Source organism: Rickettsia endosymbiont of Nabis limbatus, from assembly GCF_965196655.1.
In the GTDB taxonomy this organism is placed as follows: Bacteria; Pseudomonadota; Alphaproteobacteria; order Rickettsiales; family Rickettsiaceae; genus Rickettsia.
Genome location: NZ_OZ239771.1, coordinates 1,662,114 through 1,685,149 on the forward strand (window position 1 = coordinate 1,662,114; position 23,036 = coordinate 1,685,149).

The window sequence follows — 23,036 nt, forward strand, 5'->3', positions numbered from 1 at the left end:
ATAAATATGAAAAGCAGACGAAGATCAATTTCAAAAAGAGCAAGGAGTCTAAAGCCCTCGGAGCGAAGCGTACATGCAAGTAACGTGAGCACCGGAGAACTTATAAGACGACGTAGCCAATTTTTTTCATCGAGTAGACGGTAACATTATTTTTATATATGCTTTCTTGTGCATATCTTCGAAAAACTTCTGAGCTTTTTGAGAAATCTTTTTATTTGTTAGAAAATTTACCACATAATTATTTTCATCTTCGCTAATATTTAAGATTTTCTTAGTACATACCTGTACTATCTCAAACTCATTATATTTTTCAAAAACATTACTTGCTTGATTAGGACTCAAATCTTTTACTATAGTTTGCTTGGTTTCTTCTATTTTACTAAGCTTATCAGTAACCACTGTCATTGTTGCGAAATTATCATAAAGAGATTTTTTAACATCTGAACAGTTCTTTAACTTACTTTTTAAATTATTCATCTGTGCAAAAGTTTTATCACTTTTATCTTTAGAGGTAAAAACCTGCATTGAAACTTCTACTTCTTTTTGATCGCTAGATAAAATTGCTACATCTATTTCTTTATTACTTACTTGTACTGATCTTGATAAACCTGATAAAACATTCATCTTAATTAGTTCAGACTTAATTTGGGAAATAAAGCTATTAGTATTAACTGATCTACTTTTTAAATATTGAAGAAGAGAGCCATGAGGCATTTTGTTACGATCTTCAATAGATTTTATAGCATTATCTATTTCTTCTTGTGAAATTTCTTTATCACCATAATATTGGGAAAGTAAAGATTCATCAATCAAGCTTTTTATAGCTATATCACTTAACTGCTTATCCTGAGCAGGCGTTACCTCCTCAACATTATTTAATGCCATGATCATTTTTTTTCTAGCACGAAACTCATTAAGAGTAATCGGTTCATTATTTACAAGTGCCACTATATTTGATGTGTCAGCACATGCTGTATTAGAAATAAAAAAAATAGTAATTATTAATAATAATTTTTTCATATTTAACTCTGTAATATTAATACAATTTAGTAGACGAAGTTTTATTTGGAAAAGAGGAATCGGTCTTGAAGCTGATAACCGGAGCGTACATATAGTACGTGAGGATTATCAGCAAAAGACTTTGTCGCCAATTTTTCAAATAAAACGAGTATACTACATATTTAGGACTCTTAAACCAATGGAAATATTAAGCGAGGATTTAGTTTTTTTAATTCCTCTACTTTCATCAGATAAATAATCAGAATAAATCTTAGTTGCGATTCTAACACAATCTTTAGCATATGTCACTCTAATAGTTCTAGTCAATAAATCTGCTGAACCTTTTGAAAGATCAATACGTCCACCAATTCCAATAGACCAATTATCTGTCAATTGGTAATTAACATTTCCATAAAATTGTCTTGCTCGATTATTTGAAAGTTGCATCTCTTCTGCTCTATAATACTTTTTAAGATTTGTAAGCTGAATAAGACTACCAGTCAAACTTATCCTACCATAATATAAATTAGCTCCTACCTCATCACGTATAGGCTTAAAATATCTATTTTTTCGAAAATCATAAAATAATTCTAAATTATTAGAAATATTTCCTGAAATTTTACCAACATTTTCAGTATCACTTGCTTTTTGATATACACTATATCTAGTATTAAGAGACTGACCTAAAAACAATCTTAAATAATTTTGTTCTTTAGCAAAACTAGCGTTTAAACCATAATTTAATCTATTACCGAAGTCATGGCAATCAATACCGCTATAACGATTGGATAAGAAGAGATTTTTTCCTGATAGCTCATATTTCATAGGGTCAATTATAACAAACTTCATATCTTTACTGGTTAATTTACGCCCTATAGTAAAAGAAACTATCGGCTCAATAAGTACATTTATTGTTTTTGTTATAGCACCTGCGAATGGATAACGCCATAAAGTTTGAAATTCCGGTATATTACGTTGAAGCGATTTAGCTGCTCTTGTTCTTTCAAAATAAGCCTGTTTTGTTATATAAAAATCTCCTCTATCCCGAGCAACAAACTCAAAAATTTGTCCCGAAGAAGTTATAAGATTATGAATATAGGATAATTGTAAAGAAGTTCTAGTAAGCTGCTTTCCTATCCTTTCTTTATACATTAAAGTGTTATTTTCGATAACGATATGCCTACTTTCGTCATCATTTAAACTTATTACATTTTTTGTAGTGATTTTTGGTAATACTAGTGGATAGTTAGATCTGCTATCATTACTACCTAACCCTTGCGAAGTTAAAGCTTCTATCTGAAAATAATCCGCCTTGTGAATCTTATTTAAAAATACTCTAGAAGTTAGGTATGAAGCATAGTTATTATAATAATTTTTTAAATAAGCTTTATCAGACGTACGCTCTGCTTTAAAACCATAATTATAAACTTGATCACTACTGAAAAAATTGCCATTTACAATATAATGATAGGAAGAGGTTTTTTTATCCTTTATTTTATCTCCGTTTTTTTCCAAAAGGTAAGGCAGTCTACCATAACTACCATCAAAACTTATATTATCGGTATTATTTAGTCTATAACGCCCTTCTAGCTCAAAAATTGGACCTTTATTAAAAACTCTTGGAGTTAATGTAAAATCCATGTTAGGCTTTGCCCGTAAATATAGAGGCACTCCAAATCTTCCATTCTTCACATCTGGCACTAGTAGCCCTGAGGAAGCAGGAGCTGACGGAGTTGGATGGAAAAAATATGGTAAGTAAAAAACTGGTATACCATATACCTCGAAAAATACATTTTTATAAACTATTTTATGTTCTGCAGAATGAATATCAGTATTTTTAGCAGAAATCTGCCAGAGAGGATTTCCACTACAAGCAACTTCGCAGGGAGTAAACTTGGCATAATGAAGACGTATATTATTTTCATCTATTCTTTCAGCAAGCTTAGCAACTAAAAGACTATTATTATTAAAAAGCATAATAAACTTAGACACTACACCTTGTTTAAATTCATTTTTTAAGATTGCTTTATCACCTAATGTAATTCTATTGTCTTTATCTTTAACTCTTACATTACCCTCTACCCACAAAATATCATTATTTACATCATAAAGTAAATTATCTGCTGTTAATAAATGCTCATCCGTAAGAATTTTTAAATTACTTTTAGCATATATTAATCCCTCATTTTCATTATATTCTACAAAATCAGCAATTAAATTATTAATTTTAACGCCACTGCTTTTTGTCAAGCTACTCGCAAAACTAAAAAAAGAAGATATTACGATAATAAATAGAAATATTACCCGTAGCATTTATCATTAACCAAATATTTAAATAGTAGGAAATAATAGCAAGCTATTATTAATATAGCAAATAATAAAAATTTTGCTTGCTCTTTTGATTATTGGAGGGTTATTCTATTGGGATGATAAACGTCATTGCGAGGAGCGAAGCTTTGCTGCAATCTCGTATAAACCTCCCGAGATGGCTTCGTCGAAACTTGCAGTTTCTTCTCGCAATGACGGGTAGCACCCACCTTTAGCCAAAAACCAAATATTAATAAAATGCTAGATAATTTTACTTCCAGTCAAACTACTAAAGAATTTTCCGTTAGTGAGCTTTCTAACAAAATTAAAGAATTATTAGAAAATAATTTTGGTTATATTAAAGTAAAAGGCGAGATTTCTGGCTTAAAAATAGCAAGCTCAGGGCATGCTTACTTTAATCTAAAAGAAAATACTGCTATTTTAGCTTGTACTTGTTGGCGTCCTATTCTTGCTAAAATTAAGTTTCCATTAAATGACGGGATGGAAGTAGTAATTAGTGGCAAGCTTTCGAGCTATGCAGGCAATTCACGTTATCAACTATCAGTCGAGAATTTACAGCCCGCAGGAATCGGAGCTATGATACAAATTCTAAACGAACGTAAAGCATGTTTAGAAAAAGAGGGATTATTTAATAAAATACGTAAACCTATACCATTTTTACCTAATAAAATAGGCGTTATAACTTCAATAACTGGTGCTGTTATACAAGATATAATTCACCGAATTCGTGAACGTTTTCCAACTCATGTAATAATATGGTCCGTTAGTGTACAAGGCGAAAATTCCGGTAATGAGATTGCTGAAGCCATAGAGGGTTTTAACAAGCTAGAAGAAACAAATAAGCCAGATGTTATAATAGTTGCAAGAGGCGGCGGTTCTATCGAAGATCTTTGGTCGTTTAATGATGAAGTACTAGTGCGTGCTACTTACAACTCCAAAATTCCTATTATCTCAGCTGTAGGTCATGAGGTGGATTATACTTTAATAGATTTAGCAGCCGATAAAAGAGCCCCTACCCCAACTGCTGCCGCTGAATTTGCTGTACCTGTGCGGTCTATTTTAAATAGTACTCTGCAATCTTATGAAAAAGTATTAGTAACTAATACCAAACAATTAGTTAAAAATCATGAACAAGCTATTACAAATTATGATAAAATAAATAGGTATCTTGTCCATTATATGAATCATAAACAACAATTACTAGATGAAACGGGATTTAATCTATTAGACTCCTTACCATGCCTAATTAGTTTAAAAGAAACAAAGCTTAAATTATTTTCAAAAGAAAGAATCCATCCTCATAAAATCATTACTTATAAGACACTCGAATTAACACATAAAGCCGCTTATATCGTAAAATCGGCAAATAATACTTTGAAAAACTTTGAGTATAAATTAGAATTAAATAGTCTGTTACTATTAAGCTTAGACTATCATAATGTACTAAAACGTGGCTTTGCTATAGTTAAAGGGGAATCAGGTAATTTTGTATCTTCTAAAACTACTACTGAAAAAGTTTTAAATATACAATTTTTTGATGGGAATATTAAAGCAGTTCGTGATTAATTTTATTTTAAGGTGTGTGCAGAAATGAAAATTTTCAAACTTTTTATTTTTATACTAATTATTTTAAAAAGTTTTTATTCCTTAAGCAATTCAATATCTAAACAAGAAGCAGCTTTAGAATGCGAGAACTTACCTGATAAAAAAACTTTAATCACTGCTTGGTATATAAATGAGCCTTACCAATACTGGATGGTTACTTCAAACGGTACTGCTAATGTTTCTGGTATGGATATTGGATTAATTAATGCTCTTGCTGCAAAAATAGGAATTAATATCGAGTACCACCAAGATAATTGGTATCAAGATCAGTTAGATATTCAAAGTGGTAATGCTGACATGACTTCAGGTGCTACTTATACTGATGAGAGAAGCAATTACGCTTATTTTTCGAAGCCATATCGTATGGAAGAGTTCTCTTTATTTATCATTGAGCCATTAGCTAAAAAACTAAATTTTCAAAATAGCGATGAATTAATGGCACAAATACGCTTATTTAATCTTCAGCTTGGAATAGTAAAAGGTACGATATATGGGGAACAAAAATTCACAAATTTTTTATTTGACTATAAAAACCAAGATATAATTAAAATATATCAAAATAATATAGAACTAATAAATGGTATAGTAAAAAAAGAAATCGATGGTTTTATTAGTGATAAGATAGTCGGTTCAGTTAATATTTTAAGCAAACCTACAGATAGAAAAATAGTAGAAGTTCCTTTAAATATTAAAACCCCGTTACATTTTATGTTCAGTAAAAAAACCGTATCTTTAAATGTAGTTGAACAATTTAATTTTGCTATAGATGATTTTCTCGCAAGTAACGAATACAAAAAAATTGTTAAAACTTACATTTATCATATTTTACTGCCAAGATCTATCGACTCACATTGGTGTCATATAATAGGATTACTTGGCAGCCTTGCTTTTGCTTTTTCTGGGATTATTATAGGTATAAAAAATAATAGCACCTTATTTGGTACATTTTTATTGGCAATATTGCCATCTGTTAGCAGCTGTATAATGCTTGATTTAATAATAAATCACGATACAGGGCATTTAAATCTATATTTTACCCCATCTTATTTTTACTATATATTTACAGTGGTGCTACTTGGTTTTATCGCTGTTAAATTATTTAGTTACTATAATAAACAAATTACTGAAGATAGTTATTTAGAAAATTCTTTAAACAACACGATCGCAGTTTGTGATGCATTTGGACAAGCAGCTTTTATAATCATTGGTGTTGCAATGGTTATTATTCAGAAGATTGAACCTCTAAATTTTTGGGGTCCATTATTTGCATTTCTTACTTCTAACGGCGGAATTATAATTAGAGATTTTATTATTGGGGAAAATTCTGTAAAAAGAGTACCGAAAGGTCTTAGTATTGAAATAACGCTAATATGGGCTTTAGTCTTTAGTATATTGCTAGATATGTATGGTGCTAATCCAAACTATGATACGATAAAATATTCTATGATTATAATAATTGTCAGTGCATTTATTACCCATCTTTTACTTTATCATTTTGGTTTCCGTGAGTGGCGATTTCGCAATAAGGAAGTAACAACTAACGAAGCAGAAAGTGGTACAGAAAAATAAAGTATACTTCTTACATAACTTATTTTATAAAGAAAAACTAAGTTTTGCACGAGAGGTTTAATGAAAATTGCTACTTGGAATATTAATTCCATAAAAATGCGGATTAATATATTGCGTGATTTTTTAGCAAACGAAAATCCAGATATTTTATTATTACAAGAACTAAAATGCAAAAGTGATAAATTTCCTTTCGAGGAGTTATCTGATCTACCTTATAATTTTTATGTTCATGGGCAGAAATCATACAATGGTGTTGCTATTCTTTCAAAATTTCCTGCTGATGAAATAGTTAAAGATTTTCCAAATAATCACTGTTATGATCAAGCAAGATTTATAGAAGCAAGAATCTCATTACCTATCGGATTTTGTAATATAATTTCTTTATATGCTCCTAATGGTTCAATGCTGGGTAGCGATAAATTTACGGCAAAACTAGCATTCTATGATAGTCTTCTTAATTATTTATCAAGTAAAAAATCTTTTGACGAAAAAACCATTATAGGTGGTGATTTTAATATTGCACCATTTGATATTGATGTATATTCACCAGTAGCACTTGCAAATACTACCTGCTTTACGGAAATTGAACAAAAGAAAATGCGAACTATTTTAAATTCTGGATTTGAAGATTGTTACAGATTCCTGCACCCAAAGAAACAAGAATTCTCATGGTGGGATTATAGAGCCGGATGTTTTGAACAAAACAAAGGTATGAGAATAGATATGATCCTTTGTAGCAATAATAGCATTGACTATCTGGAAAATTGCTATATGGATTATAATTTGAGGACCAAGGAAAAGCCCTCAGATCACATACCGGTAATTGCTAATTTTAAAATTTAACAAATGCTTCCATCAATTGCTAAACATGCAGCGAGTCATCAAATCCATCCTTTGAAAAAGCATGGGCAGAATTTTATTTTTGATAGTAGCTTATGCGATAAGATTGTGCGAGCTAGTGGACTTGAAGAAAATAGTAATGTTCTAGAAATAGGACCAGGCACAGGCGGGCTTACTAGGTCAATATTACATAAAAATCCAAAATTTTTAACTGTTATTGAAACAGATGAAAGATGCATCCCATTACTTAACGAGATTAAGGCACATCACCCTAATCTAAATATCATTAAACAGGATGCTCTTAAACTTAATTTAAATGATTTAAACCTTGGTAAACTTACTATCATTTCTAACCTACCATATCATATAGGAACTGAACTAGTAATCAGATGGTTAAAAGAAGCAAGCCTTGTTACTAGCATGACATTGATGTTACAAAAAGAAGTGGTAGAGAGGATTTGTGCTAAGCCTTCCACTAAAGTATACGGGAGATTATCGGTAATATGTAGCTTAATTGCGAAAGCGGATAAATGCTTTGACGTAGCACCTACCGCCTTTTATCCACCTCCTAAAGTATATTCAGCATTAGTTAAACTAACTCCTTTAGAAAATATACCTTCTAGCGATTTAATAAGTAAAGTTGAATTGATAACTAAAATGGCTTTTGCAGGACGCCGAAAAATGATTAAATCATCGCTAAAAAATCTTGCCCCTAACATATCTGAATTTTTAGCTAAATTATATATAAGTGATAATTGCCGAGCAGAAAACCTTACTCCTAACGATTATTTATCCTTAGCTAGCTTGATATAATTGAGGCTTGTACGTCATTCCCGTGTGAGGCTTGCTTGCGTAGTTTCGATGTCATTCTTAGCTAAAAGCAGAACTCCAGTATAAAGCGAGATAACCTAAGCTTTTATTTTTAAAAACTTATTGTATTTAGGCTTTTTAATTACTGAATCATGGGGACGAGCCACAGGATTACAGGATAATATATTTGTAACAATCTAAATTTGCTTGTATAAAAAAATTCAAAGGTTTAGTGTAATTTAGCTTGAAAGCTGTTATAGCTTTGTTATAATCATAATTACAAAACAAAAAAGGTTTATAAAAATGAAAAATTTATTGAAAATTATATTAATTCTAGCTTTTTCAGCACCAGTATTTGCTTCTTCAACAACAACTCAACAATGGTCTGATCCTGCTTCTGTTACAGCAGATACTATTAAAGGAATGACACCTGACGCCGTAAATGGTTGGTTAGCAAGCTTAACAGCTGATCAATATGGTAAGTTATCATCAGATGTACAAAACTGGATGAATACCGGCTTAACAATGGATCAATATAATATGCTAAAACCTGAAGTTCAAGCATTAGTAACAAAGCCTGCTTCTATGTAATTAATAATTCTTTTAGATTTATTAAAGTTAAATTTTAGATAGGTTTAGAGTGGTTTTATATTTACTCTAAACCTATTTTTATACTTTCTTCTCCAAAAACTTCCGCAAACAAAAATACAAAAAATAATAAAAAATTCTTATATTTTACTGTAAAAAGAAGTAATATCATCTATTTTGATATTTTTAGATCCTATGATAATTGTATGAGACTATTTATTACCGTAATAATCATGGAAATTTTAGCTGGAGCAGAAGTAGATTTATTTGTTCCAAGTTTTCCGGATATACAAGATACATTTAATCTTTCACCTTTTATGACAGAGTTACTACTTGGCGTGAATCTAATCGCTTATTGTATTACCTCGCTTATAGTTGGTAATTTAGGAGACAGATACGGACGAAAACCAATAATCATACTTGGATTAATAATTTTTAATCTTGGTAGTTTATTTTGTGTATTTTCCAATAATTACGAAAGAATATTATTTGGCAGGTTTTTGCAAGGTACTGGAATATCAGCTGTTGCGGTTTTAGTATATGTAGTAATTGCTGATATTTATTCCGTGCAGGAACAACAAAGATTAATGGGGATTCTAAATGGTACTATTTCGCTTTCTATGGCAACCGCCCCTGTTATAGGTAGTTATGTTAATTTATTTTGGGGATGGCATGCTAATTTTATTTTATTATTTATTTTAGGGCTTATTAGCTTAGGTTTGGGAATAGTTTTTATTCCAAAAGGACAAGCTAATAGTAAAGTACAAATTTCCTTAAAAGAATATTATCCTATTTTCAAATCACCAAAAGCCATATATTATATACTTACCATGGTGTTTCTTGCACAAGGATATTGGATATTTATTGGAATTGCCCCTATTCTATATATGCAAGATTTAGGAGTTAGTTTAGAATATTTTGGGTTATATCAAGGATCAATTGCAGCTTTATTTTCAATTATGAGCTTTACTAGCGGTTATTGCTTTAAAAAATTTGGTGTTAAACATTGCTTTTACTTTGGCATTATATGTGTAGTATTGTTTTTACTTGGAAGTATTACATTAGCTACATTTAATTTAAATGATCCACTAATAATAACAGCTGTGACGCTTTTATTATCACTTGGCATAATATATCCTATCAATATATTATGGTCAATGATGCTAGAAGCAATCCCAGATGGCAAAGCCCGTATGACTGCTATTTTTACCTCGGCAAGATTAATTCTAACTGCTCTAGGATTACAATTAGTAGGCTGGTTATATAATGGTACTTTTGCACCTCTTGGAATCACCATATGTGTTATTACGGCATTTGGTTTAATAACGTTACCTAAATTATTTAAATATGATAAGGTTTTTGAGATTTCTGATAGTAGGTAGTTCTGTCAAACCAAGGTATGACAACAAAGAAAAATGACCAATAATAACTTTATCTTTACAGTGGCTTTTAGATATTTTAAAGCCAAAAAAAATGAAAAATTTGTTTCTATAATTTCAGGATTTTCTTTGCTTGGAGTAATGATCGGCGTTGCGGCATTAATAGTCGTTATGTCGGTTATGAATGGCTTTCATACAGAACTAACTAGAAATATTATCGGTTTAAACGGCGATATAGTCATAAGTCCTCAAACTAGTAGTATTGATAATTACGAAGAAATCAAAGCTAAATTACTACAGCAAGATTATATAAAACATGTGGATATTATTGCTAATGGTCAAGCTTTAGCACTAGGCAAAAATAATAATAGTGGTACCTTTATTAAAGGTATTGATTTAAACGATTTAAAATTAAAAAATGAAATTTTTAAAAATATTAATTTTGGTAGTTTTGATAATTTCCACGGTAAGAATGTAATAGCACTTGGACAAGGTTTAGCTGCTAATTTAGGTGTGACAGTTAACGATAAAGTTAAACTAATCTCACCAAATTCTATTTCCACTGCTTTTGGCAGCGTACCTAGATCAAAAGAGTTTAAAGTTATAGCAGTTTTTAATAGCGGTATGTATGATTATGATTCAGCAACCATATTAATGCCGCTTGAAGCAGCACAAAATTTTCTATCTCTTGGTAATAACATAAACTTAATTGAAGTTAATACCCTACACCCTGATAAAGCTCTTGCATATTCATATAAAGTGCAACAACTATTACTAGAAAAAAATTTACAAATATTTAGCTGGCAAACTTTGAACTCAAAATTTTTAAGTGCTTTAGCTGTTGAGCGTACAGCTATGTTTACTATCCTTTCTTTAATAATTACAGTTGCTGCCTTTAACATTATCTCAAGCTTATTTATGCTAGTGAAAGATAAAACTTCCGATATAGCAATTTTAAGAACAATGGGAGCAAGCACAAATCAGATAATGCTAATTTTTATCTATAATGGCATGTTTATTGGTTTGCTTGGTACTATACTTGGTTTAATTCTTGGTATTACTTTTTCTTATAATATCGGAACTATTAAAAACTTTTTAGAAAATATAACCGGTACTAAGATTTTTGAAGCAGCAGTTTATTATCTTTATAGTCTACCATCAGAAGTAAGAAGTCAGGATATTATCTTAATCGCTTCTTTATCTATAATATTATGCTTCTTAGCAACAATTTATCCCTCTTATAAAGCTTCAAAATTAAATCCTGTGGATACCTTAAGATATGAGTAATAAAATCCTAACTTTAAAAAATGTCTCTAAACATTATAGGCAAGGCAACTCTATTATTAGAGTATTAGATGACCTTAATTTAAATATCAATGAGGGCGAGCTAATTGCTGTAATTGGCTCTTCTGGTAGTGGTAAATCGACTTTACTACATATTGCTGGTTTGCTTGATAAACCAACTAACGGCGAAGTTATTATTGCAAATAACCAGTATAAAACAAACCATCTAATTCGTCTTAATTATTTGGGTTTCATTTATCAGCAACATCATTTATTAAAAGATTTTACTGCAATTGAAAACGTTACTATGCCTCGTCTTATTAATGGCTCTAACCAAAAAGAAGCAATAGAGACAGCAAAAAGTATATTAGATAGTTTGGGTCTTGGCAAAAAGCTATATAATATGCCAGGTGAGTTATCAGGCGGGGAGCAACAACGTGTTGCAATAGCACGCAGCTTAATTAATAAGCCAAAAATTATCTTAGCAGACGAGCCTACAGGTAACTTAGATCCTAAAACTACCAATGAAGTATTTAACTTATTTTTAAAAGTAGCCAAGGAACAAAATACAGCTGTTGTAATGGTAACGCATAATCATGAATTAGCACATAGAATGGATAAATTATACAGGTTAAAGCATGGAGCATTAAATATGTCTTGATTTAATTTCTTAAAATAAGGATAATAATAATTAACTCTTTTATTAATAAAGGTTAATGATGGCTGAACCTATCATATTTACTCTTTTACTTGGTAGTAATGACCAAATATTAGAAAAAATACGTAAAGAAACAGTTTTAGACTCGCCAACAATTGTCTCACTTCAGACTAGTAAAGAATCACGCATATCAGATAAAGAGCGTATTTTTGCCGAAATACTGAAAGAATCCAGGGAACAAAATAAAAACCCTATTTTTAATGTCCAGCTTAATAACAATAACGTAAAACCCATTTTCAAATCACAAGATTTAATTAATCTACAAAATTTAAATATTAAGAGTACTATTACTTTTGAACATTATACTTCATTAGCAGGAAACCCTGAGTTAGCTGCTTATTGGAAAGAGATTCTTGCAAAAACTAATCATGTATTTTTTGCAAATGAACAAGATAGAGAACTTGCTATAAATGAAAATGCACTAAATAGAGATAAAGCTACTACTATAACAGATACAAATTCAGTGTTATCGGTTTTTAATAATCTTGCTGATGATAAAAAAGTTAATAAATTACTTTCCGGTGCTATACCTGACAAAGCAGAATTAGATAAGCTAATAAAAACAACTAAAAATCAAGGAGGAAGAGTAACTGTAAAAACTTGGCCCTTATCCTTAGATCAGGCAACAAATCTTATAATAGCTAAATTTGGTATTACTTCTGATGATCAAATTTATGGTCTTAAACTTGAAATTACCGAAATTTTAAAAGATCCAAATAATGCTGCTGAAAATCTAAAAAAATACGTATCTCAAATATCACGGCAATTTCAAAAAGATTTAGGAAAACCTGAAGTAAATCCTATAGATTTTAATTTCGATAGAGAGCAAGTTATGAAAAATATTCCTGATGATACACAAAAAGAACCAACTATATCATATGAGCCTAAAGAATCAGAACAACCAGGATTTTTTAGAAGAGTCTTTAACTATTTTAAAAGTGTTATAACTAGTTACCTTGGTAAAAAAGTGGAAACTCAAACTTTTCAACCACAACCTACAACAAAAACAGAACCAGAGTTAATTGAATTACCAAAGGAGCAAAAACAACAACCGGCTTTAGCAGCAATAAAGCAACAAACTACACAACAAATTAATACTAATTCTTCACAAAAAGATTGGGAAAAAATTGGAATGACAGATCAAGCTTATAAAGCCATGATGTTAAATAACATCCCTGCTGTTACTTCTAATACTACCCAACATGATCCTTTTCGTATTCCTCTCGAAGTTAGAGATATTAACGATGTAAAAAAACCTAACCACTGGTATGAAAATCATCAAATCCAGTATATTTTGGAGGCATCTTTGGATAAAAATAATTTTTCTGTCCATGCTCCCATATCTTTAAATCAAAATATTGATCCAAGCTTATTGCCTACTGACCAAATTCCTGAAAATGTTTTGAAAAATGCCATTTCTCAAGTAACGGATGGAAAGAAGAAAGCCGCTGTTATTCCTATTGAAATGGGTTATGGTCATTGGACAGGACTAGTAGCTACATATGATGAAAAAGATAAGCAAGTAATACTAACCTTTAATGACTCACTTGGCAACTCAATTGATTATGATGGTAAAAAATTACCGAAATTAATAGATAAAGCCTTAGACAACCTTCCTAATAAACCAATTATAATTGATGAAAAAATTAAGCAGCAGGATAATAATTTTGATTGTGGAGTTTTTACTGTAGATAATCTTATCAAAATCGCCAAGGGACAACAGATTCTTAAAACAAATGCACAAGAACTTCGAAATCAACATGCAGAGATTTTAACTCAAGCTATGACCAAACAACAAGCTCAGGGGATTGGACAACAAATGCAAAAGGATACTAAGGTACCGAATAATAAATACCAAAACATGATTAAAAGCCAAAATACGAGTAAGAATAAAGAAAGAACTCTTTAATCTCTTAGGGTTTAATTCCCCGAAGGTCTGCTTCGTGATATACTAGATGCATGGAAGAAAGCAGTTATATACATAAAAGTGATAATGTCACAGTACTAATATATCATTTAGTAACACCGGCAAAGTATAGAAGAGTAATATTCAAAGAGGAACTAGACGATTATTTATGTAAAATTTGTGAGGACATAGAAGCTCGTTATGAAATTAGATTTTTGGAAATAGGAGTAGATAAAGAACATGTACATTTTTTACTACAGTCAATACTAATGTATAGCCCAACAAAAATAACTCAAATCATAAAAAGTATTACATCTAAGGAAATGTTTAAGAAATATCCAAATCTTAAAGAAAAATTATGGGGAAGTGAGTTTTGGAGTAAAGGATATTTTATGAGCACAGTATGTAAACATGGTGATGAGCGGAAATTACGTAATTATGTAAAAAATCAAGGTTCAGGCAAACCTTCTTATAAAGCATTTCAACAAAAACAGTTAAAACTTTTTGGATAGATACCTCGTAGCTCTGCTGCGAGGAGTATCATTAACATCATGGCTACATTTCTTGGCATGTTCAGCGTAGTAGGTTAAACTATAATTCTTTTGGCTAATTGTTAAAAATTGACAGTAATCTGTTCTATTAATTGGTATTGCTTGCAATCTGTTCCTCTTTGACATGTTTAATTATTCTTACAATAATTTATCACTCTTCCACTCATAGCGTAAGTTTTGCTTTTAAAACTAAAAGCTTGATTTTTACCCTGTTTCTGCTTATACAGGAGCGAAATATAATACTAATATATGCGACTCGGACAAACGAAGTTTAATTTGAAAAAGGCTAATCTCTGTGGATATTTCAAAGGAAATTAACTAATTTATCAAAATGAGGAACAGTTATGGTAAACCCAGATCAAAAATCACAAGAGCATACACAAAAAACTAATTCTAATCCTTTACAAGAACCTTGGAAAAAAATTGGAATGACTGAACAAGATTATAAGACAATGATGTCATCTGATAGTCATGCACGACATGCCGCTGCTTATTCGTCACAAAATAAAAACCTTGGGAAAAATTAGGAATGACGGAGCAAGATTACAAATCCATGATGGCAGATAATAACCCTGGTTAGCAAACTACTTCTACATACCAAAATCATCAATCTACACAACAATCAGATTGGGAACAACTTGGAATGACTGAACAAGATTATAAAGCTATGATGGCAGATAGTAATCCTAGAACACAAACTGCTCCTACACATCAAAATCAACCTACACAACATAATACTGCTCAAATAAGCAATGATATAGCAAATATAACAAAGCCCAATTATTTATATAATGAAGATGATATAAAAAAATATTAGATGCAAATATAGATAAGAATAAGTTCTCAATATTTCATCATGCTTCTTTAGAAGAACCAGAAATATTAAAAGATACTCTACGTGCTGCAACAGAAAATTTAATTATAGATAACAAACCAGCAATTATACCTCTTAATACAGGACACGAACATTGGTTAATTTTAGTTGCTAAACAAGATGAAAAAGGTAATGTGAAATTTATTTATAATGACCCTAACGGTAATCCGATAGGAGATCGTCCAAAAGTAACGCAATACATTAATGAAGTTTATCCTAATGCAAAAATAGAAGATCTAAAAACTCGCCAACAAACAAATGCTTATGATTGTGGAGTTTTCATATGCGACAGTGCTATTAAATTGGCTAATAATAAGCCAATTCTTACAACTAAAGAAGCCGAAAATAAAGGGCAAGAACTTCGAAATCAACATGCAAATATGTTAATGAATAAACAACCTAATAAATTTCAAAATCTTGTTGCTAGTCAAAAAACAAGTAATATTCGTACATATGGACGTTAATTACAAACGTAACCAATTTTTGAAATTTCACCATATTTTAATTTTAATGGGACTGTTGCGAGATGAGAGGGTAGCAGGTATAATAAAAAAATAAAAAATATGTTTATATGTCAGAGTATCAAATGCTAATGGTAAGTTTAGATGAGTTAGTAAATGCGGATCATCAATATCGTAAATTCAAAAGTTTATTCAAATTCAAAGCAGTTGAAGCTGAGTTATTAGCATTAGAATGCGAAGCTAATTATAAAGGATATGGTATAGAGAGGCTGTTTAAATGTTTGCTGCTACAATTTATGGAAGACTTATCTGATCGGGAATTAGAACGTTATTTAGCTGATAGCACAGCGGCGAAATGGTTTTGTAATTTTGCTCTTACAGAAAAGACACCTGATTATAGTGTATTTAGTAAAATACGTAAAAAAATAGGTACTAATTTACTATCAAAAATATTTACAAAATTCCGCGATCAACTACGAGTACAAGGCTATATGGGTGAAGTATTTACCTTTGTAGATGCTTCTCATTTAATCTCAAAAGCTAATCTCTGGGAGGAACGTGATAAACTAAGAGCACAAAAATATGATAAATTGAATAATGAGACTTTGCCTAAGGTTGCAAAGGATAAACAAGCCAAAATTGGCTGTAAGGGAGGGAATAAATTTTGGTATGGTTATAAAAAACATGTGAGTGTTGATATTCAATCAGGCATGATCAATAAGGTTGCAGTTACCCCTGCAAATGTTACCGATAGCAAAGGTTTTAAGCATGTTATGCCAAGTTCTGGTGCTACATATGTTGATAAAGGTTATTGTACAATCTCTACCAAGAATGCAGCAGCTAAAAAGGGAGTCCATCTTTGTGCAATAAAGAAAAATAATATGAAAGATAAGAATTTTGACCTTGATAAATATTATACGAAAATCAGAGCACCTTTCGAGATGGTATTTTCAAAAGATAATAAGCGGGTTAGATATATAGGAATTGCCAAAAATCAATTCTCCGAATTTATGAATGCCATATGTTTTAATTTAAAACGATTAGTGGTTTTAACAACTTTAATGGCTTAAAGAAATTTATTAATAAAAATTCTAACTCTGTAAACAAATCTCTATTAAATTACTACACTATTGAATAACATTTATCTCTATATTAAACAGAATTTCTTTTTTAAAATATTTATTACCTCCTTTCCTCTTATTTTACTATCAAAAATTATCTTTCAACGACCCCTTAATGGATTTTTAATTTGATAGTTATATTTTATTAATGTACATAATTAATAATTGACATTATATATATGATATTTAGTACATTAAAATTTTTTATTATATAATAATGAAAGCTTTACATAGTAACCTCGATAAAAAGGGCAGATTATTAATTCCATATCAAATAACAAAACTTACGCTATGTTTGGTTCTAAATATCGTAAAGATGGAGAACGAAGCTGTTGTTGCATATAGTCATCTAAAAGCCCTAACTTTATTTGGTAGACCGTTTTACCTATTTTATTTGCAGTTCTTTTGAGTGTCATTGCTAAAGTAAAAGGGACCAGTAAATTGCACGAAAAAGGGACCAGAGAATTTGGTGTAACCTAATAAGGTTATAATGTGCAATATTCACTAGATAATTAATTAAAATAAATATCTAGTGATACAATGATAAGAATAAATATGTACACAACAATTATCACCCTTTATAAGCAAGGCAATAGTCAAAGAAATATTGCCAAACTAACGAGAATAGACCGTAAAACAGTAAGAAAAATAGTAAACCGTTATGTAGAGTCTGGTACAGAATCTCCTGCACCCTATGAACGATCTTCAGCACTGGATTCTTGGCACGAACAAATAATTGAGTTATTAGAAAAGAATCTAAGTTACATAAGAATTTTTGAAGAGTTAAAAATTCAAGGTTATACAAAAAGTTATGGTTCGCTAACCCGTTATATCAAAAAATATAAGATACAAAATAACAGTTGCATTCGTTTTCATACTTTAGCAGGAGAGGAAGCACAAGTAGATTTTGGTGACATAGGCTTACAGTATAATTCTAAGGGGCGTAGAGTTAAAGCATATGTATTTAATATGCGTTTAAGTTATAGTCGCCTTGATTATTATGAAGTAGTGTTTGATCAAAGTTGTCAAACATGGATACAATGTCATATCAATGCATTTAATTATTTTGCTGGCAGTCCAAAAGTAATAAAACTTGATAATCTTAAAGCTGGAGTGGTAGATAGCAATTTCTATGAGCCCGTATATCAGAAGGAATACAAACGTTTAGCTGATCATTATGGAATTTTACTTTCTCCTTGTCGTGTATATCAACCTCAAGAAAAAGGCAAAGTAGAATCAGGAATAAAGTATGTCAAAAATAATTTTTTTGCTGGACGTAAATTTCATAGATATGAAGAATTAACACATGATCTTGCTAACTGGTTAAATAAAGCAAATAACCGAATACATGGTACTACTAAAAAAATTCCTCAGGAACTATTTGAGCAAGAAGAAAGTAATAATTTAATGCCTTTACCATTAGAAACGTTTGATTTGTCATCGTGGCATAATCGAAAAGTAGCAAAAGATTGTCATATCACCATAGATAATAATTATTATTCCGTACCGGCAAAATATATATACAGTGAGGTACTGGTACAATTATCACCAAAACTTGTTCAAATATTTTCTATCCAAAATGATTTAATAGCAAGGCACGTTAGAACAGATGGCAAAGGAATATTTACCACTAATCCGTCTCATTATGCCAAATATAAACGTCTATGCCCAGGTTTTATAGAATATAGTGAACATTATCAACAACAAATGCAGCAGATAGGAAATAATTGCAGTTTATTATTAGAGTTATTACAACAAACACGAGTAAATGATTGGCAACGTTGTGCTAGAGGTATTATTTCTTTACGTAAGGTTTACAATGATGAGTTAATAGATAAAGCTTGTCATAGAGCATTACATTACGGTATAAGTTCTTACTCTAAAATTAAAAATATCTTAAATAGTAATGCAGTAAACTTACCATTGCCAGAGTTTGGAGGTCAGAATGCAGAACTTGCTTAATGACCTACGTAGTTTTAGATTATCAGGTATAGTCAATAGCTTAAATGAAAGGATTATTTATGCTCAAAATAATAAACTAGGATTTAAAGAATTTCTCTCACTATTATGTGAAGATGAAAAATCTCACCGTAAGGATAATAATTACCGTCGTCGTAAAAGTGCTGCTAAATTACCAGTCACTAAAAATTTAGAAGACTTTGATTTTCAGTTCCAACCAAGTATTGATGCCAAAGTAATAAGTGATTTATCTACTTGTGATTATATTAATACTAAGGGCAATGTCATATTCATAGGTAATTCTGGAACTGGCAAAACTCATCTTGCTATTGGATTAGCATTAAAAGCTTTAACACGAGAATACTCTGTATATTTTACTACGGTATCGGATATGCTTTATAATTTACATATTGCAAGAGCAGATAATAGCTATCACAAAAAAGTTAAATTACTCTTATCATTTGACTTATTAATTCTTGATGAGTTAGGTTTTAAGCAATTACCAAAACATTCAGTAGATGATTTTTTTAATATTATTGCTAAACGATATGAAAATAAATCTACCATTATTACCACAAACAAGGATTTTGAAAGATGGAATGAAATATTTGCTGATGAGTTATTAACTCATGCAATTATTGATCGAGTAGTACATCATGCACATATACTAAACATCACAGGTAAAAGTTATCGTATTAATAACTATAAATTTGGAGGTCATTTGACATAAAAATTTTTACATATAGTGGTCCCTTTTTCGTGCAATTTACTGGTCCCTTTTTATTTGACAATGACATTTGAGAAAAGCCCAAACTAGAAATGCACAACTAATGTGATTACGTTGGATACGCTGTTTTCTGCATTGGCAACGTTCTATACCAGTCAGTTGCTTAATTTTTCTATGCATGCTCTCAATTACCCATCGCAAGCCAAACTCATCTTGTGCAGCTTTAGAAGATTTTTGAGTTTTGTTATTGGTAACAACATAATCAACTCTGTTGGTAGAAACAGTAAATTTAAACAAATTAACATGCTTATTTTTGGCAAATCCTTTTATATGAATCTCCATTCCATTCTTAATTTCTTCATCTGAAAACGTCAACTTGCTAACAGCTTTATAAGGCTCGTAATCACACGTTTTACTAACATTTCTATTGGCTTTAATAGGGGCATAATAATATTTGCCCAAGGAGTCAACATGTTGCATAATTTTGTGTGTAGCATACCATGTGTCAAAAAGTACAGTTTGAAAAGGAATCTTTTTACTATAAAACACGAGTTTCGAATTAATATAGCATAGGATTTAGCATATCAAGAGAGATGTAATAGAAGGTTTATTATCAGACATTTGATAATTTATCAGTGCTGCAACCATATGCACAAAGGCATTTGTAACTGATCTATGCCTTGAATGCTCAAACTTCCCCAATAGTTTAATTTTACTAAACACAGATTCTATTAATGCTCTTTTAAGCAATAATATTTTATCCAACATAGACATAAGTTTATTTTTCATATTTTTCTTTACCCTAGTTACCATAAAAATTCCTTGCTCTAAAAGTTGTTGAAATAATTGTTGTGAAATATAACCACGATCTCCGAATACTTTACCAAAAAGATTTTTGATCATCAGTTCCAGCTGTTTTCTATCATCCTTATTGCCAGGGCTAAAAGATGCTTTAACTATACCACCGGCTCTATTAATTATTAGATGTAGTTTAAGTCCATAGAACCAACCTTTTGTTGTCTTACTGCGTGCTGCTATGCCGGCGAACACTTTATGGGGTCGTTGAAAGATAATTTTTGATAGTAAAATAAGAGGAAAGGAGGTAATAAATATTTTAAAAAAGAAATTCTGTTTAATATAGAGATAAATGTTATTCAATAGTGTAGTAATTTAATAGAGATTTGTTTACAGAGTTAGAATTTTTATTAATAAATTTCTTTAAGCCATTAAAGTTGTTAAAACCACTAATCGTTTTAAATTAAAACATATGGCATTCATAAATTCGGAGAATTGATTTTTGGCAATTCCTATATATCTAACCCGCTTATTATCTTTTGAAAATACCATCTCGAAAGGTGCTCTGATTTTCGTATAATATTTATCAAGGTCAAAATTCTTATCTTTCATATTATTTTTCTTTATTGCACAAAGATGGACTCCCTTTTTAGCTGCTGCATTCTTGGTAGAGATTGTACAATAACCTTTATCAACATATGTAGCACCAGAACTTGGCATAACATGCTTAAAACCTTTGCTATCGGTAACATTTGCAGGGGTAACTGCAACCTTATTGATCATGCCTGATTGAATATCAACACTCACATGTTTTTTATAACCATACCAAAATTTATTCCCTCCCTTACAGCCAATTTTGGCTTGTTTATCCTTTGCAACCTTAGGCAAAGTCTCATTATTCAATTTATCATATTTTTGTGCTCTTAGTTTATCACGTTCCTCCCAGAGATTAGCTTTTGAGATTAAATGAGAAGCATCTACAAAGGTAAATACTTCACCCATATAGCCTTGTACTCGTAGTTGATCGCGGAATTTTGTAAATATTTTTGATAGTAAATTAGTACCTATTTTTTTACGTATTTTACTAAATACACTATAATCAGGTGTCTTTTCTGTAAGAGCAAAATTACAAAACCATTTCGCCGCTGTGCTATCAGCTAAATAACGTTCTAATTCCCGATCAGATAAGTCTTCCATAAATTGTAGCAGCAAACATTTAAACAGCCTCTCTATACCATATCCTTTATAATTAGCTTCGCATTCTAATGCTAATAACTCAGCTTCAACTGCTTTGAATTTGAATAAACTTTTGAATTTACGATATTGATGATCCGCATTTACTAACTCATCTAAACTTACCATTAGCATTTGATACTCTGACATATAAACATATTTTTTATTTTTTTATTATACCTGCTACCCTCTCATCTCGCAACAGTCCCTTTATTCATTGAAATACGGTATCTCTTACATACCTCTATACTACTTGAATCTACAAAAGAAAGGCCATCACACTGATCCAAAATAGAATTGAATATCAGTACTAATAGTGGTAAATGTGGACCTATTATTTTTATAAATTGACTATAGCTTACTAATTGAAAATCTCTTTGATGATAAATCCATATTTGCTTCAGATAATAATTCTTAAAACAATCATAAGATGACTGCCAGTAGCCTATTATAATTGTTATTACCTCACTTCTGTTAAGTCGACTTTTAGGACCAGATTTGTTGTTATGGTTAGTAATTGAATTTGTATGCTTGTCTAATTCTTGAAAAAAATCATCGACGTAACAAAATATTTCTGTAAAATCCATTATCATAGGTTATTGCTCTTAAAGTTTTTTCAATAACCTATAAACTTTTTTCTTATACTATAAATACCATATTTTAATTAGCAATTTGTATTTTGTACTCACTTTATAACAAAAACAGTATTATCAATATCCCCGTAACCCACTGTTTATCAGCTATACAGCGACTTTTTGAATACGAAACTCGCGTTTTTTACTATAAACAGCATTATTGAACATCTTTAGTAGGTGATCTAGTTTCGTCGCTCCATCATGATCAGGTGAAAAAATGCGATAATCTATTACCCAAAACTTATCAATATCGGGGTTATAATATACAAGACTCACTACTCCTATACCGGTAGTAACTCCACCTGTAGCTCCACTATACTGCGATCTAGCAACCTCTATTTTCTTTGTGTTCCTTTTGTTTAACACCGTATCATCAAATATTGTATATCCGTTAGATGAAAAGATAACATCATTCTTAATGTGTTCCCATAACAAAGAAGGAGTATATTTTTCATTTTCTAAAAATCTATTAATAACATCATGGCTACATTTCTTGGCATGTTCAGCGTAGTAGGTTAAACTATAATTCTTTTGGCTAATTGTTAAAAATTGACAGTAATCTGTTCTATTAATTGGTATTGCTTGCAATCTGTTCCTCTTTGACATGTTTAATTATTCTTACAATAATTTATCACTCTTCCACTCATAGCGTAA

20 protein-coding genes and 5 pseudogenes are annotated in these 23,036 nt (G+C 30.6%); 16 read left to right on the forward strand and 9 right to left on the reverse strand.

Annotated features, from left to right (window positions below):
- Positions 1-126: 126 nt before the first annotated feature.
- Both ACOAL3_RS09655 and ACOAL3_RS09660 read right to left on the reverse strand, forming a co-directional pair.
- Entirely contained in the window at positions 127-1,020 is an 894-nt protein-coding gene (locus tag ACOAL3_RS09655; protein ID WP_419234936.1) for a SurA N-terminal domain-containing protein, read from the reverse strand.
- Positions 1,021-1,173: 153 nt separating this feature from the next.
- Entirely contained in the window at positions 1,174-3,312 is a 2,139-nt protein-coding gene (locus ACOAL3_RS09660) for an LPS-assembly protein LptD (RefSeq protein WP_419234937.1), read from the reverse strand.
- A 252-nt stretch (positions 3,313-3,564) separates the two neighbouring features.
- On the opposite strand from ACOAL3_RS09660, the gene xseA reads away from it, so the two are divergent.
- From xseA to tnpA, 10 genes are all read left to right on the forward strand, one after another.
- Entirely contained in the window at positions 3,565-4,893 is a 1,329-nt protein-coding gene (xseA, locus tag ACOAL3_RS09665; protein WP_419234938.1) for an exodeoxyribonuclease VII large subunit, read from the forward strand.
- A 24-nt stretch (positions 4,894-4,917) separates the two neighbouring features.
- The gene (locus ACOAL3_RS09670) at positions 4,918-6,501 is read left to right on the forward strand and encodes a transporter substrate-binding domain-containing protein (protein ID WP_419234939.1); all 1,584 of its coding nucleotides are present in this window, start codon (positions 4,918-4,920) and stop codon (positions 6,499-6,501) included.
- A 60-nt stretch (positions 6,502-6,561) separates the two neighbouring features.
- On the forward strand, positions 6,562-7,344 hold the full coding sequence (gene xth, locus ACOAL3_RS09675; protein ID WP_419234940.1) for an exodeoxyribonuclease III: 783 nt from the start codon (positions 6,562-6,564) through the stop codon (positions 7,342-7,344).
- Between the two features lie 3 nt (positions 7,345-7,347).
- Complete coding sequence (gene rsmA, locus ACOAL3_RS09680) at positions 7,348-8,154, forward strand: 16S rRNA (adenine(1518)-N(6)/adenine(1519)-N(6))-dimethyltransferase RsmA (protein ID WP_419234941.1); 807 nt, start codon at positions 7,348-7,350, stop codon at positions 8,152-8,154.
- A gap of 300 nt (positions 8,155-8,454) precedes the next feature.
- The gene (locus ACOAL3_RS09685) at positions 8,455-8,742 is read left to right on the forward strand and encodes a DUF2673 domain-containing protein (protein ID WP_419234942.1); all 288 of its coding nucleotides are present in this window, start codon (positions 8,455-8,457) and stop codon (positions 8,740-8,742) included.
- 203 nt (positions 8,743-8,945) lie between these two features.
- The gene (locus ACOAL3_RS09690; protein WP_419234943.1) at positions 8,946-10,121 is read left to right on the forward strand and encodes a multidrug effflux MFS transporter; all 1,176 of its coding nucleotides are present in this window, start codon (positions 8,946-8,948) and stop codon (positions 10,119-10,121) included.
- A 33-nt stretch (positions 10,122-10,154) separates the two neighbouring features.
- Entirely contained in the window at positions 10,155-11,405 is a 1,251-nt protein-coding gene (locus ACOAL3_RS09695) for a lipoprotein-releasing ABC transporter permease subunit (RefSeq protein ID WP_419234944.1), read from the forward strand.
- Positions 11,398-12,063, forward strand: coding sequence for an ABC transporter ATP-binding protein (locus ACOAL3_RS09700; RefSeq protein ID WP_419234945.1), 666 nt, complete (start codon positions 11,398-11,400; stop codon positions 12,061-12,063). The genes ACOAL3_RS09695 and ACOAL3_RS09700 overlap by 8 nt, the downstream gene beginning before the upstream one ends.
- Positions 12,064-12,121: 58 nt before the next feature.
- Entirely contained in the window at positions 12,122-14,029 is a 1,908-nt protein-coding gene (locus ACOAL3_RS09705; protein ID WP_419235644.1) for a Ulp1 family isopeptidase, read from the forward strand.
- Positions 14,030-14,079: 50 nt separating this feature from the next.
- Positions 14,080-14,538 (forward strand): IS200/IS605 family transposase, encoded by a 459-nt coding sequence (gene tnpA, locus ACOAL3_RS09710; protein ID WP_419234946.1) that lies wholly within the window; start codon positions 14,080-14,082, stop codon positions 14,536-14,538.
- A 33-nt stretch (positions 14,539-14,571) separates the two neighbouring features.
- Here the strand turns inward: tnpA and ACOAL3_RS10975 are convergent.
- Positions 14,572-14,685, reverse strand: a pseudogene (locus ACOAL3_RS10975) (IS701 family transposase); the annotation flags it as partial.
- A gap of 236 nt (positions 14,686-14,921) precedes the next feature.
- On the opposite strand from ACOAL3_RS10975, the gene ACOAL3_RS09720 reads away from it, so the two are divergent.
- The 4 genes from ACOAL3_RS09720 to ACOAL3_RS09735 all read left to right on the forward strand — a co-directional run bounded on the left by ACOAL3_RS09720 (position 14,922) and on the right by ACOAL3_RS09735 (position 16,982).
- A complete protein-coding gene (locus tag ACOAL3_RS09720) occupies positions 14,922-15,104 on the forward strand; it encodes a hypothetical protein (protein WP_419234948.1) in 183 nt (60 codons plus the stop codon).
- Between the two features lie 116 nt (positions 15,105-15,220).
- Positions 15,221-15,394, forward strand: coding sequence for a hypothetical protein (locus ACOAL3_RS09725; protein WP_419234949.1), 174 nt, complete (start codon positions 15,221-15,223; stop codon positions 15,392-15,394).
- A gap of 104 nt (positions 15,395-15,498) precedes the next feature.
- The gene (locus ACOAL3_RS09730) at positions 15,499-15,915 is read left to right on the forward strand and encodes a Ulp1 family isopeptidase (protein WP_419235645.1); all 417 of its coding nucleotides are present in this window, start codon (positions 15,499-15,501) and stop codon (positions 15,913-15,915) included.
- Between the two features lie 107 nt (positions 15,916-16,022).
- Positions 16,023-16,982 (forward strand): transposase, encoded by a 960-nt coding sequence (locus ACOAL3_RS09735; protein ID WP_419234543.1) that lies wholly within the window; start codon positions 16,023-16,025, stop codon positions 16,980-16,982.
- 335 nt (positions 16,983-17,317) lie between these two features.
- Here ACOAL3_RS09735 and ACOAL3_RS09740 read toward each other — a convergent pair.
- Positions 17,318-17,443 (reverse strand): annotated as a pseudogene (locus ACOAL3_RS09740) (IS701 family transposase); the annotation flags it as partial.
- 145 nt (positions 17,444-17,588) lie between these two features.
- On the opposite strand from ACOAL3_RS09740, the gene istA reads away from it, so the two are divergent.
- Positions 17,589-18,995 carry an IS21 family transposase gene (gene istA, locus ACOAL3_RS09745; RefSeq protein WP_419234561.1) on the forward strand — a complete coding sequence of 469 codons (1,407 nt, stop codon included), beginning with the start codon at positions 17,589-17,591 and terminating at the stop codon, positions 18,993-18,995.
- A complete protein-coding gene (gene istB / locus ACOAL3_RS09750) occupies positions 18,979-19,722 on the forward strand; it encodes an IS21-like element helper ATPase IstB (protein ID WP_419234522.1) in 744 nt (247 codons plus the stop codon). Before istA ends, istB begins: the two co-directional genes overlap by 17 nt.
- 66 nt (positions 19,723-19,788) lie before the next feature.
- On the opposite strand, the pseudogene ACOAL3_RS09755 reads toward istB, so the two are convergent.
- The 5 genes and pseudogenes from ACOAL3_RS09755 to ACOAL3_RS09775 form a co-directional block, all read right to left on the reverse strand.
- Positions 19,789-20,262, reverse strand: a pseudogene (locus ACOAL3_RS09755) (transposase); the annotation flags it as partial.
- A gap of 33 nt (positions 20,263-20,295) precedes the next feature.
- Positions 20,296-20,775, reverse strand: a pseudogene (locus ACOAL3_RS09760) (IS982 family transposase); the annotation flags it as partial.
- A gap of 162 nt (positions 20,776-20,937) precedes the next feature.
- Complete coding sequence (locus tag ACOAL3_RS09765) at positions 20,938-21,897, reverse strand: transposase (protein ID WP_419234543.1); 960 nt, start codon at positions 21,895-21,897, stop codon at positions 20,938-20,940.
- A gap of 41 nt (positions 21,898-21,938) precedes the next feature.
- Complete coding sequence (locus ACOAL3_RS09770; RefSeq protein ID WP_419234952.1) at positions 21,939-22,334, reverse strand: hypothetical protein; 396 nt, start codon at positions 22,332-22,334, stop codon at positions 21,939-21,941.
- Between the two features lie 174 nt (positions 22,335-22,508).
- Positions 22,509-22,970, reverse strand: a pseudogene (locus ACOAL3_RS09775) (IS701 family transposase); the annotation flags it as partial.
- Positions 22,971-23,036 lie beyond the last annotated feature (66 nt).